This is a genomic window from Pseudomonas sp. BMW13 (assembly GCF_013357275.1).
Lineage (GTDB): Bacteria > Pseudomonadota > Gammaproteobacteria > Pseudomonadales > Pseudomonadaceae > Aquipseudomonas > Aquipseudomonas khazarica.
Genome location: NZ_SUKD01000051.1, coordinates 1 through 13183, shown reverse-complemented (window position 1 = coordinate 13183; position 13183 = coordinate 1). Strand labels below are relative to the sequence as shown.

Annotated in this window: 12 protein-coding genes; 8 read left to right on the top strand and 4 right to left on the bottom strand. The window is 65.9% G+C overall.

Annotated features, from left to right (window positions below):
- Positions 1-344 precede the first annotated feature (344 nt).
- Genes E4487_RS24105 through E4487_RS24095 form a run of 3 tightly spaced genes read right to left on the bottom strand, consistent with a single transcriptional unit; the run spans position 345 to position 3838 of the window.
- Entirely contained in the window at positions 345-2177 is a 1833-nt protein-coding gene (locus tag E4487_RS24105) for a Gldg family protein (RefSeq protein WP_175254553.1), read from the bottom strand.
- Between the two features lie 9 nt (positions 2178-2186).
- Positions 2187-2918 (bottom strand): ABC transporter permease subunit, encoded by a 732-nt coding sequence (locus tag E4487_RS24100; RefSeq protein ID WP_037053684.1) that lies wholly within the window; start codon positions 2916-2918, stop codon positions 2187-2189.
- Positions 2915-3838, bottom strand: a complete 924-nt coding sequence (locus E4487_RS24095) for an ABC transporter ATP-binding protein (RefSeq protein WP_175254552.1) — start codon at positions 3836-3838, stop codon at positions 2915-2917. Before E4487_RS24095 ends, E4487_RS24100 begins: the two co-directional genes overlap by 4 nt.
- A gap of 347 nt (positions 3839-4185) precedes the next feature.
- Between E4487_RS24095 and E4487_RS24090 the strand changes: the two genes are divergently transcribed.
- The 5 genes from E4487_RS24090 to E4487_RS24070 all read left to right on the top strand — a co-directional run bounded on the left by E4487_RS24090 (position 4186) and on the right by E4487_RS24070 (position 6374).
- Complete coding sequence (locus E4487_RS24090; RefSeq protein WP_175254551.1) at positions 4186-4461, top strand: hypothetical protein; 276 nt, start codon at positions 4186-4188, stop codon at positions 4459-4461.
- Between the two features lie 112 nt (positions 4462-4573).
- Positions 4574-4828, top strand: a complete 255-nt coding sequence (rpsU, locus tag E4487_RS24085) for a 30S ribosomal protein S21 (RefSeq protein ID WP_175254550.1) — start codon at positions 4574-4576, stop codon at positions 4826-4828.
- Between the two features lie 82 nt (positions 4829-4910).
- On the top strand, positions 4911-5261 hold the full coding sequence (locus tag E4487_RS24080; protein WP_134677453.1) for a VOC family protein: 351 nt from the start codon (positions 4911-4913) through the stop codon (positions 5259-5261).
- A gap of 37 nt (positions 5262-5298) precedes the next feature.
- Entirely contained in the window at positions 5299-5652 is a 354-nt protein-coding gene (locus tag E4487_RS24075; RefSeq protein ID WP_175254549.1) for a hypothetical protein, read from the top strand.
- Between the two features lie 89 nt (positions 5653-5741).
- On the top strand, positions 5742-6374 hold the full coding sequence (locus tag E4487_RS24070) for a LysE family translocator (protein WP_175254548.1): 633 nt from the start codon (positions 5742-5744) through the stop codon (positions 6372-6374).
- Positions 6375-6407: 33 nt separating this feature from the next.
- On the opposite strand, the gene E4487_RS24065 is transcribed toward E4487_RS24070, so the two are convergent.
- The gene (locus E4487_RS24065) at positions 6408-8312 is read right to left on the bottom strand and encodes a diguanylate cyclase domain-containing protein (RefSeq protein ID WP_373921568.1); all 1905 of its coding nucleotides are present in this window, start codon (positions 8310-8312) and stop codon (positions 6408-6410) included.
- A 263-nt stretch (positions 8313-8575) separates the two neighbouring features.
- On the opposite strand from E4487_RS24065, the gene E4487_RS24060 reads away from it, so the two are divergent.
- The 3 genes from E4487_RS24060 (at position 8576) to E4487_RS24050 (ending at position 13092) form a co-directional block, all read left to right on the top strand.
- Complete coding sequence (locus E4487_RS24060) at positions 8576-9418, top strand: EamA family transporter (protein WP_037053675.1); 843 nt, start codon at positions 8576-8578, stop codon at positions 9416-9418.
- Between the two features lie 329 nt (positions 9419-9747).
- Positions 9748-12231, top strand: a complete 2484-nt coding sequence (gene plsB / locus E4487_RS24055) for a glycerol-3-phosphate 1-O-acyltransferase PlsB (protein WP_037053674.1) — start codon at positions 9748-9750, stop codon at positions 12229-12231.
- 135 nt (positions 12232-12366) lie between these two features.
- Positions 12367-13092: a serine protease gene (locus E4487_RS24050; protein WP_175254547.1), complete on the top strand. Its 726-nt coding sequence runs from the start codon at positions 12367-12369 to the stop codon at positions 13090-13092.
- The last annotated feature ends 91 nt before the right edge of the window (positions 13093-13183 follow it).

Sequence of the window (13183 nt, the reverse complement as noted above, 5' to 3'; positions counted from 1 at the left end):
GTGGATGCCGCTTCCTGCATCCACCACAGCGGTGGATCGGTGAAGCGTGATCCACCCTACGTATCACCCCGGATCGCAACCGGGCCACGAAACCCTCGGCGTAGGGTGGATGCCGCTTCCTGCATCCACCACAGCGGTGGATCGGTGAAGCGTGATCCACCCTACGCATCACCCCGGATCGCAGCCGGGATACGAAACCCTCGACGTAGGGTGAATGCCGCTTCCTGCATCCACCACAGCGGTGGATCGGTAAAACGTGATCCACCCTACGCACCACCCCGGATCGCAGCCGGGATACGAAACCCTACGCACACGCGTTGCAGCGCCTAGGGTCGCGCTGGCCGTCAGGCCTGACGACGCCGGCGCCACAGCCACAGGGCCAGCACCAGCAAGGTCAGCAGCGCCGGCACCAGGGCGATGTTGAGCACCTTCAGGGTGCGTCCCAGCGCCTCGATATCGGCGTTGAGCTGATAGCGCACGTCGCGCAGCTCCTTGCGCAACTCCAGCTTCTGCTGGATGAAGCGCTGCAGCGCGGTCTGCTGTTCCGGGGTCAGCTCCAGCGCCTTGTTCGGATCATCGCTGCGTTGCAGCGCGGCCAGTTGCTGCTCGGTCTCGGTCAGGCGCGCCTGCAGTGCCTGCTCCTTGTCACGCAAGCGCTGCTCGGCCGCCCGCTGCAGCTCCTCCACCACCACGAACGGACGGCTGAAGCGGCCACGCGAACGCACGCTGATCAGCGCCTCGGAACCGCTCAGGTTGTCCAGCGCGTTGATGACGAAGCTGCCGTTGTCAGCCCAGGGTTGTGGCATGCGCTGGCCGAAGAAGTCCTGCACCTGCACCCACAGGCGATCACTGAGGATGTCGGTATCGGCCACCGCGATGACGTTGATGTTGTCGGCCTGCTTGAGGCCATCCTTGCGCCCCTCGATGCCGTCGGGGAAGGCACTCTGCGCCGGGCCATCGACCCGCGCGGCAATGGTGTAGCGCTCACCGGTCGGCTCCAGCTCACGGATCAGCTCCTCCGGGTTGCTGAGCATGGCGAAACGCTGGGCATCGAAGGGCATGGCGTACTCGGAGCTCTGCATCAGCGGCGTGAAGTGGCTCTTCGCCCCCTCCAGCGGTTCGAGGATGCCGGCCGTGGCGACGGTGATGCTCTCCAGCCCGGCCGTGGCGATATCGGTCTGGTCCAGCGCCTTGCGCGGCAGGCTCAGCCAGGCGGCATGACGCACCGGGCGCTGGCCCTGGCCCATGTTCACCGACATGGCATAGGCACCATCGCCCAGTACCTTGTCCGGGACCATGCGCAGGCCCCAGGCCTTGAACAGCGGCGCGAGGTTCGACGCCTTGTCCACCGCCACCTCACCGGGCATCTCGCCGCTGTCGGCCTCCGCGTAGGGGTCGACGAACACCATCAGCTTGCCGCCGCGCAGCACGAACTGGTCGATGGCATAGAGCGTCTGCTGCGGCAGGTTCTTCGGATGCACCAGCCAGAGCACCGAGACCTGCTCGGGAATCTGGTCGACATCGGCCTTGAGGTTCTCGATCTTGAACAACTGGCGCACCTGCTCCAGCACCATCCATGGCGGCGTCGGCTGGCGCGCCATCATGTCGAAGCCACCGGTCATCGGCAGCCCGGACAGCACCCCGACCACCGGCAGTTCGGGTTTCGCCAGGGTCTGCACCAGGCGGCTCAGCTCGTACTCCAGGTGTTCCTCCTGATCCAGGGCGAAGAACGGAATGACCTGGGTGTCATCCAGCGAATTGGTGCCCGCCAGGCCGAAGTAGACCGAGTCGCCACCCTGCTGCAGCGGAATCCCCTGCAGGCCGTACTCGGCCGCCTTGTCCTCGTCCTCGGAGAAGGGCTGGGGATCGATGATGTGCAGGCGGATCTTGCCGTTCGCCTGCGCCTGGTAGGCCTTGAGCATCTCCTCCACGCGCTGTGCGTAGGTGCGCAGCGCCGGCAGGTCCTTGGCCACCTTGTCCGAGTAGAAGAAGTACAGGTTGATCGGCTCGTCCAGCTCACCGAGGATCTGCCGGGTGCCGTCGGAGATGGTGTAGAGCTTCTGCTCGGTGAGGTCCAGGCGCGCACCGCCCAGGCCGATACCGGCCAGCAGATTGAAGGCAACGAACGCCACCGCGATCAGCAGCAGCCCGGCGCCGGAATAGATCAGCTTTTTCATGGGCGCTCCTCAGTCGGCTTTCTTCAGATCGATGACCACCGCGGTGGCGGTCAGCCAGGCAGCGATCAGCGAGAGGAAATACAGCAGGTCGCGCAGGTCGATCACGCCCTTGCTGATGGCATCGAAGCGCACCAGGAAACTCAGCGAGGCGACGGCGTCCACCCACCATTGCGGCGCCCAGGCGAAGGCATCGAGCACCATCGGAAAGCCGCTGACGATGAACAGGAAGCAGGCGCTGACCGCGAGGATGAAGGCGATCACCTGGTTCTTGCTCAGCGCCGACATGCACGAACCGATGGCCAGGTAGGCCCCGGCCAGCAGCCAGCTGCCGAGGTAGCCGGTGATGATCGCGCCGTTGTCCGGCTCGCCCAGGTAGTTGACGGTGATGATCATCGGGAAGGTCAGCAGCAGCGCGATGCCGGCGAACACCCAGGCCGCCAGGAACTTGCCGGTGACCGCCTCGAAGCGGGTGATCGGCAGGGTCATCAGCAGCTCGATGGAGCCGGACTTGCGCTCCTCCGCCCACAGGCGCATGGCGATCGCCGGCACCAGGAACAGGTACAGCCAGGGGTGGAAATTGAAGAAGGCCGAGAGGTTGGCCTGGCCGCTCTCGAAGAAACCGCCCAGGTAGAAGGTGAACACCCCGGACAGCACCAGGAAGATCACGATGAACACATAGGCCAGCGGCGTGGCGAAGTAGCTCGCCAGCTCGCGCTTGAAGATCACGGGCAACTGGGTCATGGCTGCTCTCCTCGGGTCAGGCTGCGGAATACTTCATCGAGCCGACCGCGTTCCACGTTGAGCTCCCTGACCCTCCAGCCGCGCTGGGCGATCAGTGCATTGACCTGCGGGAAGATCACCTCGCCCGGCTGCGCCAGCACGCTCAGGCTGTGCTCGCGCGGGTTCTCCTCGACCCCGGCGACACCGGGCAGCGCCGCCAGCGCGGCCGGGTCCAGGGCCTCATCGGCCACCAGCGTCACCGCCTGGTGGTAGCGCGAGCGGCTCTCCAGTTCCAGCGGCGTGCCATCGGCCAGCAGGCGGCCCTCGGCGATGACCACGGCGCGGGTGCAGAGCGCCGTGACTTCTTCGAGGATGTGGGTGGAAATGATCACGATCTTGTCGCGGGCCAGGCCCTGGATGAGCTGGCGCACCTGATGCTTCTGGTTCGGATCGAGGCCGTCGGTGGGCTCATCGAGAATCAGCACGCGCGGATCGTGCAGGATCGCCTGGGCCAGGCCGACGCGGCGCTTGAAGCCCTTGGACAGCGTTTCGATGCTCTGCTCCAGCACCGCCTGCAACTCCACCTGGGCCACGGCATGCTCGACCCGCAGCGCCTTCTCGGCACCACGAAAACCGCGCACCTCGGCGATGAAGGAGAGGAAACCGCGCACGCTCATGTCGCCGTAGCACGGCGCGCCTTCGGGGAGGTAGCCGATCTGCCGCTGGGCCTTGAGCGTCTGCGTCTGGATATCGCAGCCGAGAATGCTCGCCGTGCCGGAGGTCGGCGCGAGAAACCCTGTGAGCATCTTCATCGTGGTGGATTTGCCAGCCCCGTTGGGGCCGAGAAAGCCCAGCACTTCCCCTGGCTGGACACTGAACGACAGGTCATCGACTGCCGTGTACTGCGCAAAACGCCTGGTCAGGTTTCTTATTTCGATCATGGCCTCTCACCGTCGCGAAAACGCCCGAGTCCCGCGTAACCACCGCGAGAACGCAGGCCGCAAGAACGCCGGGCAAAAGCGCACGCCCGGACGAAGGCATGACAACCCTCGTCCGGGAAAGTTCAGCGGCCCCGCATACCTCGGCAGAATGCGTCAGGCGAGGTTCAGCCTGCTCGCCCGATACGGCCCGGGCGAGTGCTCGTGACGGTCGTTGCAGCCGTTCCGAAGCCTGCCTGCGAGCGGCCCAGCACCGTGATTGCCGGGCAGACGAAACGCCCCGCCCCATTCACCTGCGCAGAGAACCTGCTAGGCTCAGCGCCCAGACCTACTTCGGAAAGCATTCACGGATGAATAATCAGACGCCTCGTTCGAAAGGGCTGCGAGCCTTCAATGCCCTGTGCGCCACCTGCCTGATCGGCGCGCTGATCTATCTGCTGACGATGGGCGTGCACGCCGTTGCCGTGGCCGCCATGCTGGTTTCCATCGCCGCAGTGGCTGTCCCGCTCACCAGGGGCGACGGCGGCATTCTGGAGGTGGTAACCGGGACGGTCGAGGCGATCATCGATGGACTTCTGGCCCTCATCGAGGGGATGATCAGCGTCCTCTCCGGCCTGTTCAGCTAGCACCCCGGAGCACGACCGGAGTCACCCGCCGCGCCGGAACCCGGCAAGGCAACTCCCTTCCAGCGCATCAGCGCTACTGAATGGACAGGCGTCAGTCCGTAAAACGCCAGACATGCCCGTAACCGTCGACGTGACATCCGCTGACTCACTGGAAGTTGCACTCGCAAGGCTGAACCGCAAGGTAGGCGCCGAACTGGGCCGCCGCTGGTACAAGCGGCGGTTCGGCTACTTCGAGAAGCCTTCGGCGCTGCGCCGCAAGCGCAAGCAGATGGACAAACTGGCCATCGCCTCCGGCGGCGGCCTGTGGCTGAAAATCGGGCTGAAGGAGCAGTTCTGCAGACATGCAGGCAGCGGCGTCGGCCGCTGACGTCGGTGCAGGCGCACTCGCTCAACCCGGTGACTTGGCCTAACCTCGATAGCGCACGCTCGCTTACCCCCAAGGAAGCCACATGAACGTCAAACGGATCATTGCCAATCTTCACGCAGCGCAACCAGCGGAGGTGGATGAGTTCTATCGGCTGATCCTGGGCCTCGAACTGGTCATGGACCATGGCTGGATTCGCACCTATGCCGGTTCCGAGAGGATGGCGGTGCAGGTCAGCTTCGCCAGCGAGGGCGGCTCGGACACGCCAGTGCCCGACCTGTCCATCGAGGTGGATGATCTCGACGAGGCGTTGCGGCGTGTCGCGAAACAGCGGATTCCCATCGAGTACGGGCCGTCGCATGAGCCCTGGGGCGTTCGCCGCTTCTACGTCAGGGACCCGCTCGGCAACCTGATCAACATCCTCCAGCATGTCTGAAGCGCCTCTGCGCGCGTCGACGATCGAGACCCTGAACATGTTCATACCCCTAGCCACTGCGGTACTGCTCGGCCTGGCGACGCCCCTGGCCCATGCTGACGACTCGAACCCGCCTGACGGGCTGCTCAGACCCAATGCCGAGGAAGCCGCGGACGTGATCGCGGCGCTGACCGGCCTCGAACAGATGCGTGCGGAGATGACCGTGACGCTCGGCACCTGCGTGCCTGCACTCGAGGCGCAACACCCTGGGCAGATCGCCTGCACCTTCGCCCTGAAAGTCGGTGCAGGCAGCTCGGAATCACAAGCGGACTTCTACAAGATCGACGACGCATGGCAGGCTCAGCCAAGCGTCTCCCAGGACCTGCTTCCATTTCCTGATCCGGCGCTCTAATGTGGCTGCTCGCGGCCCTGGCGGAGCCTCTGCGGATTCGCCGGGCGGCCGCGTGGACAGCCCCGTTCCAGCCAATCAGCAGGCACCCCATGAATCTCGAAACAGCCGTTGCCTTTTCCGCCGTGGCCGGCATCGCAGTCGTCAGCCCCGGACCGGCGATCCTGCTGGCGTTACGCAATGGGCTGAGCTTCGGCGTGCGGGCGGTGGTGTGGTCGTCGCTGGGCAACATCATGGGCCTGTTCTGCCTGTCCGCCGCGGCGATGCTGGGCCTGGGGCTGCTGCTCAAGTCCTCGGCCCTGCTGTTCAGTGTCGTCAAGGTGCTGGGCGCCATGTACCTGTTCTACATCGGCCTGCGCCATCTGCTGGGGCGTGCCTCGCTGCTCCAGGTGGAGGCCAGCCAAGCCGCCGAGCGCCGCGCCTACAGGCCCTTTCGGCTCTATCGCGAGGCGCTGTTCATCGCCGCGTTCAACCCCAAGCCGATCCTGTTCTTCACGGCGCTGTTTCCACAGTTCGTCGACACCCGTGAGCCCTTGCTGCCGCAGTTCTTCATCCTCACCGGGATCTTCATGCTGCTGTCGTTCATCACCCTGGTCGCCTATGCCTCGCTGGCGGCACGGGCCAGGCAGACGTTGCAGCGCCCCTCGTTCGTGACCTGGGTGAACCGGGTATTCGGCAGCGTGTTCATTGCCTTCGGCGCAGCGCTCCTTGCGCTGCGGCGCTAGAACAGAGGCCCTCGACGTCCGGACAGTAGCGCCCTACTCCGGCGCGCAGTGAAAGCGGTTCTTGCCGGCGTGCTTGGCCACGTACATGGCCTGGTCCGCCTGTTTCAGCAGGTCCGCGCCATTGTCGGCCTGCAGCGGATACAGGGCGGCGCCCACGCTCGCCGATATGCGTGCCGGATGGCCGTCCAGGTCGAACGGCTGCGCCAGGACATCCAGCACCTTGAGCGCCACCGCCGCGCAATCCTGGCGGCTGTGCAGGCTGGCGAGCAGGATGCCGAATTCGTCACCGCCGAAGCGCGCGACCATATCGGTGCTGCGCACACAGCCTTCCAGGCGCCTGGCGGCCATCTGCAACAGGCAGTCGCCTGCCGTATGACCGTGGCGGTCGTTGATCGCCTTGAAGCCGTCCAGGTCGATATACAGCACGGCGCACAGCTGCTCCTGATCGCGCACCGCGTCGAGCGCCTGGTCGAGCCGCTGGCGGAAGCGGACCCGGTTGGCCAGGCCGGTCAGCGCATCGTGCTGCGCCTCGTGGGACAGACGTGCCTCCAGGCGCTTGCGCTCGGTGACGTCCTGCGCGACCAGCACCAGGAACGCCGGGTGACCCTGGCGCTTGCGCACGACGCTCACGGCCTCGCACACCCAGAGCAGCGAGCCATCCTCGCGGCGGTAGGTCTTCTCGATCTCCGGGGAAAGCGCGCCGCCATCGCTGGCCAGCTGCTCGCGCAGGAAAGTCCGGGCGGCGCTGGCCACCTCGGGGTCGCTCAGGTCGAAGATGTTGCCGCCCTGCAAGCGCTCGGGCGGGCGTCCGAGCATGCGCGAGAAGGTCTCGTTGACACGCAGGATCCGGCCTTCGGGGCTGATATGGGCAATGCCCATGGCCGCCTGGTGGAAGGTCGCGCGAAACAGCGCTTCGCTGCCTTGCAGGGCATCGGTCGCCGCGCGCTGGCGGACCAGCATCAGCGCCAGCACGCCGACGAACAGCATCACCACCAGGGAGACACCGACAGCCGCCAGCAGATAGGTGGTGCGGCGCTGCAGGGTCGTGGCCATTTCCTCGTCGTAGGCCGTGGCCACGGTGACCATCAGCGGATAGTCGGCCATGCTGCGGTAGCTGACGATACGGGCGACGCCATCGAGCCCCTGGCCGCTGTCGTAGAAGTCATCGGTGCGGCGCTGTTTCTGCCGCTGAAACCAGGCCAGCGACTCGCCGCTCAGGCCGAACTCGCTACGTGCGCCGATCTTGCGCGCGCGCACCACGCCATCCAGACCGCCGAGTTCGAGCAGCCCCTGCGCGCCCAGGTCGACCTGTTGAAAGAACTGCGTGACGTCCTGCGGACTGATGGCCATCACCACCACCCCGGCGAAACGGCCGTCCGCGTGCTCGATACGCAGCGACATGGGGATCAGCCAGCGCTTGGACACACGCCCGAAGACCGGCTGGCTGATGAACAGATGGTCGATGCGCGCATCACGTTGCGCAGTGAAGAATTCGCGATCGGCGTAGTTGACCGGGCCGGTGCTCCGGCTGCTGCTGACGATGTCGCCATGCTCGTCCACCACGCTGATGATGGTGAACATCTCCTCGCGGATCACCCCCTCCTCGACCCAGCGCCGCAGGTCGATCTCCCTGCCCTGCAGACGGTACTGCTCGCGCACGAACGCCGCCACCTGCTCGGCCGCCTTCAGCGCGCGGGACACCTGCTGCTCGAAGGCGATGGCCAGACTGGCATTGGCCTTCATTTCCGCCGCCAGTGCCTGCTCACGCTCGAAGGCGATGCGCTGCAGGGTGATCAGCCAGACAACCAGGATGAAAACGCTCGCCAGTACCACCAGCAGGTTCAGGGGCGTTGCGGTTCGGGGGCCTCTGGCGACGCGCTCAGGTGCGTCACTCGGCTGTCTGGGCGGGGTCATCGCCTTGTTCTCCAGGGCATCCACGGGCTGTATCCTGCTAGTCGTTGGGCGAGGAGCACGCCCCTGAAACCCGCTATCGTTCAGCGTCACGGGGCTTGATCCAGCGCCTTGCGTTGAATCATAGGCACTGCCGCGCCACTGTGCTGCCATCAGTCTGCAACGGATTTTGCCCGATAATGCGGCATGCGGCAGACTGACACCCCTGCTTGACCCATCATGGCAAGCCGAGCGACATCGGCGCCGATCCTGCTGATTTTCTTCGACAATCGCTACCCTCGAGGCCCGTCTTGGACACCACGGTCTTTCTCGCCGTCATCGCCGCCGCTGCCCTGCATGCCGGCTGGAACGCCCTGCTCAAGATCGGTCTCGACCGCTTCCTGACCGCCACCCTGATCCAGGTCGGCGCCGGCCTGGTGGCGCTCTGCGCACTGCCGCTGGTCGCCGTACCGCAGGCCGCAGCCTGGCCCTGGATCGCGCTGTCGGCCGTGCTGCACATCGGCTACAACTTCTTCCTGGCCCGCGCCTACCAGTACGGCGACCTGGGCCAGGTCTACCCCATCGCGCGCGGCAGCTCGCCGCTGATGGTCGCCCTGCTCTCGCTGCTGCTGTTGCATGACGGGCTGGGCACCCAGCAGCTGCTGGGCCTGCTGGTGCTGGTGATCGGCATCTGGTTGATGGCGCTGCGCGGCGGCCACCACCAGGCCCCGCAGCGGGCGATGCTGTTCTGCGCCCTGATGACGGCCCTGTTCATCGCCGGCTACACCCTCAGCGATGCCATGGGCGCCCGCGCCAACGGCGATGCGCTGAGTTATTCGCTGTGGTTGTTCAGCGTCAACGGCGCGGTGATGGCGGCGGTGCTCGCCGTCAGCCGCGGGCCGCGCGCCTTTCTCCAGCTGGGCCCGCACTGGCGCGGCGGGCTGGCCGGCGGGGCGATGTCGATGGCGGCCTACACCATCGTCATCTGGGCCATGACCCAGGCACCGGTGGCCCTGGTGTCGGCGCTGCGCGAAACCAGCGTGGTGTTTGCCGTGCTGCTCGGGGTGCTGTTGCTCAAGGAACCCATGCGACCGATCCGGCTGCTGGCGTGCGGGGTGATCGCGCTCGGCGTGGTGCTGATGAAGCTGGCGTAGCCGATTCGAGGACCGACATGGCCGATACCCCTCGCGCGGCACGCTGCAGAGGCTGACCCGGCATTCCGCTCGGGAACCCGAAGCCGCCTTTGTGGTTCTGTTGAACAACGGGGGCCGAGGCGTCGACCGTTTTTCCGTCATGTGCCGGCGGCATGCTGGCCAGGCTGACTGCACGGACACCCACGTGGTGCCAGCCCTGTCGGCCGTGGCAGCCCCGTCAGGCCGCGGCGCCAGCGGCTGGTCCCGGAAGTTTTTTGCCCGCCAAGCAGGCTTGCGGCACACTAGCGCCCTTCCCGAGCATCCGCTCGTTTATCTGCTCAAGAGTCCGTATGACCCGTTCTCCCTTGCGCCGCATGGCCTTCAGCGCGCTGCGCCGCCTGCTGTACCTCTGGGTACGCTCGGAAACCATCAACCAGTCCGCCTTCACCCTCAAGCTCGATCGCAGCAAGCCGGTGTTCTACGTGCTGCAGCAGCCCTCGGTGAGCGACCTGGCCGTGGTCGACCGCGAGTGCACCAAGGCCGGCCTGCCGCGCCCGGTGCTGCCGGTGGCCGTCGGGGAACATGTCGAGCCGGCGGCCTTCTTCTACCTGACGCCGGAACCGGACTGGTTCGGCCGCCAGGACAAACGCGGGATTTCGCCCACCCTGGATCGCGTCGTCAGCGCCCTCGGCCAGCATGCCGTGGATGACGCGCAGATCGTCCCGGTCAGCGTGTTCTGGGGACAGTCGCCGGATCGCGAGACCAGCGCCTGGAAACTGCTGTTCGCCGACAGCTGGGCCGTCACCGGCCGCCTGCGCCGCCTGGTCAGCATCCTGATCCTCGGGCGCAAGACCCGCGTGCAGTTCTCCACACCGATCCACCTGCGTGAACTGGTCGAGCAGGACAAGGGCCAGGAGCGCACCCTGCGCATGGTGCACCGCATCCTGCGCGTGCACTTCCGCAACCAGAAGGCCGCCGTGATCGGCCCGGACGTGTCGCACCGGCGCAACCTGGTCAAGGGCCTGGTCCACGACCCGCTGGTACGCCAGGCCATCGTCGACGAGGCCGAGCGCGAGAAGATCAGCCTGGAAAAGGCCGAAGCCCAGGCGCTGCGCTACGGCAACGAGATCGCCTCGGACTACACCTATACGGTGATCCGCTTCCTCGAGCTGGTGCTGTCCTGGTTCTGGAACAAGATCTACGACGGCATCAAGGTGCACAACATCGAGGGCGTGCGTGATATCGCCCAGGGCCACGAGGTGATCTACGTGCCCTGCCACCGCAGCCACATCGACTACCTGCTGCTCTCCTACCTGCTGTTCCGCAACGGCCTGACGCCCCCGCACATCGCAGCCGGCATCAACCTCAACATGCCGGTGATCGGCGGTCTGCTGCGCCGTGGCGGCGCCTTCTTCATGCGCCGCACCTTCAAGGGCAACCCGCTGTACACCGCAGTGTTCAACGAGTACCTGCACACCCTGTTCAGCAAGGGCTTCCCGGTGGAGTACTTCGTCGAGGGCGGCCGTTCGCGTACCGGGCGCATGCTGCGACCGAAGACCGGCATGCTGGCCATCACCCTGCGCAGTTTCCTCCGTTCGCATCGCCTGCCCATCGTCTTCGTGCCGGTGTACATCGGCTACGAGCGCGTGCTCGAAGGCCGCACCTACCTGGGCGAGCTGCGTGGCGCGAGCAAGAAGAAGGAGTCGATCTTCGACCTGTTCAAGGTGCTCGGCGCGCTCAAGCAGCGTTTCGGCCAGGTGTCGGTCAACTTCGGCGAGCCGATCAAGCTCGGCGAATTCCTCGACCAGCAGCAACCCGGCTGGCGCCAGCAGGAGCTGGGCCCGCAGTACCGGCCGAGCTGGCTCAACGAGACCACCAACCGCCTGGGCGAACACGTGGCGCGCCACCTCAACGAGGCGGCGGCGATCAACCCGGTCAACCTCGTCGCCCTGGCACTGCTCTCCACCAGCAAGCTGGCGCTGGACGACCGCGCCCTGGCGCGCGTGCTCGACCTGTACCTGGCGCTGCTGCGGGCCGTGCCCTACTCGCCCCACACCACCCTGCCGGAAGGCGACGGCGCGGCGCTGATCGAGCACGCCAAGGGCATGGACCTGCTGGCCGAGCAGAAGGATGCCCTGGGCAAGATTCTCTACCTGGACGAGCAGAACGCCGTCCTGATGACCTACTACCGCAACAACGTGCTGCACATCTTCGCCCTGCCGGCGCTGCTGGCGAGCTTCTTCCAGAGCAGCGCACGCATCAGCCGCGAGCAGATCCTGCGCTTCACCGGCGCACTCTATCCCTACCTGCAGTCCGAACTGTTCATCCGCTGGGAGCAGAGCGAACTGGAAGGCGTGGTCGACCAGTGGCTGGCCGCGTTCGTCGAGCAGGGCCTGCTCAAGGTCGAGGGCGACGTCTACGTGCGTCCGGCACCCAGCTCCCGCCAGTTCGTCCTGCTGACGCTGCTGTCGCGCTCGGTGGCGCAGACCCTGCAACGCTTCTACATGGCCATCGCCCTGCTGCTCAATGCCGGGCAAAACGCGATCAGCGCCGAGGAGCTGGAAGACCTGTGCACGGTGATGGCCCAGCGCCTGTCGATCCTGCACGGCCTGAATGCGCCGGAGTTCTTCGACAAGAGCCTGTTCCGCCACTTCATCCAGAGCCTGCTGGACCAGGGCGTGCTGCGCCAGGACGAGGCCGGCAAGCTCAGCCACCACCCGCTACTCAGCGAGCTGGCCGAAGGCGCCGCCAAGCGCGTGCTGCCGGCCGAGATTCGCCTGTCGATCCGCCAGGTGGCGCTGGACCGCAACGAGGACGAGCCGGCCAGCGTCTGACGCCGCTGCCGCACCGGGTGGATGTCGTTTTCCCCATCCACCCGCATGGCTCGATACGCCAGGCGTGAACCAAAGCGAACCTGTCAGGCGTCTGGCAGTCAGTCGTCAAGCCACACACCGGCAGGAGGCCCGGCCATGATCGACTCCCTGATGTTGAGCGCTGCACGCATCACCACCCTGGCGGCTGGGCAGATACTGACCAACGCCAGTGGTTTCTTCTTCCGCCGCGAGCAGCGGCTGTTTCTCGTCACCAGCCGCCACGTCGTGCTCGACGAACCCAGTGGCCATCAACCCGACAGCCTGCAGATCGAACTGCATACCGACGCCAGCAACCTGGCCAGCACCGTCAGTTTCTCCATCCCGTTGTATGACGGCGAGCAGCATCTGTGGCGGCAAGGCATGGACAGCGCTGGCGAGATCGATGTGGCGGTGATCGAACTGGATCAGGCAGCCCTTCCCCATGACGGCGCCTACCACGCCTTCACCCCGCAACACCTGCTGCAGCCTGACGAAGATGTCGAAATCGGCTCGGCGCTGCTGGTGGTGGGCTTCCCGCTCGGCTTCCAGGACAGCCTGCACCGCATGCCGGTCGCCCGGCATGCCGGCCTGGCCTCCTCGTTCGGCCTGCGCTTTCAGGGGCTCGGCTACTTCCTCACCGATGGCCGCACCCATCGCGGCATCAGCGGTGCACCGGTGGTCAAGCGCGCCGAGCTGGACAGCGAACTGCCCTGGCGCCTGCTCGGCATCCACTCCACGCGCCTGCTCGGCAACCGCGACGAGGACCAGGACGAAGCCCTGGGCCTCAACTGCACCTGGTATGCCGATATCCTGTTGACGCTGACCGAATCACCCGCCCCGTAGGCTTTGTACGAAAAGTGCCTGCGCTCGGTGATGCTGCGTTGAAATCGCTCTCAGAATGCTCATTTACAGCACGTAAACTGCGCTTCTTCGA

What these genes read in the sequence shown, in the direction of transcription:
- E4487_RS24105 (WP_175254553.1), bottom strand. Translation starts at nt 2,177, where the DNA reads ATGAAAAAGCTGATCTATTCCGGCGCCGGGCTGCTGCTGATCGCGGTG.
- E4487_RS24100 (WP_037053684.1), bottom strand. Translation starts at nt 2,918, where the DNA reads ATGACCCAGTTGCCCGTGATCTTCAAGCGCGAGCTGGCGAGCTACTTC.
- E4487_RS24095 (WP_175254552.1), bottom strand. Translation starts at nt 3,838, where the DNA reads ATGATCGAAATAAGAAACCTGACCAGGCGTTTTGCGCAGTACACGGCA.
- E4487_RS24090 (WP_175254551.1), top strand. Translation starts at nt 4,186, where the DNA reads ATGAATAATCAGACGCCTCGTTCGAAAGGGCTGCGAGCCTTCAATGCC.
- rpsU (WP_175254550.1), top strand. Translation starts at nt 4,574, where the DNA reads ATGCCCGTAACCGTCGACGTGACATCCGCTGACTCACTGGAAGTTGCA.
- E4487_RS24080 (WP_134677453.1), top strand. Translation starts at nt 4,911, where the DNA reads ATGAACGTCAAACGGATCATTGCCAATCTTCACGCAGCGCAACCAGCG.
- E4487_RS24075 (WP_175254549.1), top strand. Translation starts at nt 5,299, where the DNA reads ATGTTCATACCCCTAGCCACTGCGGTACTGCTCGGCCTGGCGACGCCC.
- E4487_RS24070 (WP_175254548.1), top strand. Translation starts at nt 5,742, where the DNA reads ATGAATCTCGAAACAGCCGTTGCCTTTTCCGCCGTGGCCGGCATCGCA.
- plsB (WP_037053674.1), top strand. Translation starts at nt 9,748, where the DNA reads ATGACCCGTTCTCCCTTGCGCCGCATGGCCTTCAGCGCGCTGCGCCGC.
- E4487_RS24050 (WP_175254547.1), top strand. Translation starts at nt 12,367, where the DNA reads ATGATCGACTCCCTGATGTTGAGCGCTGCACGCATCACCACCCTGGCG.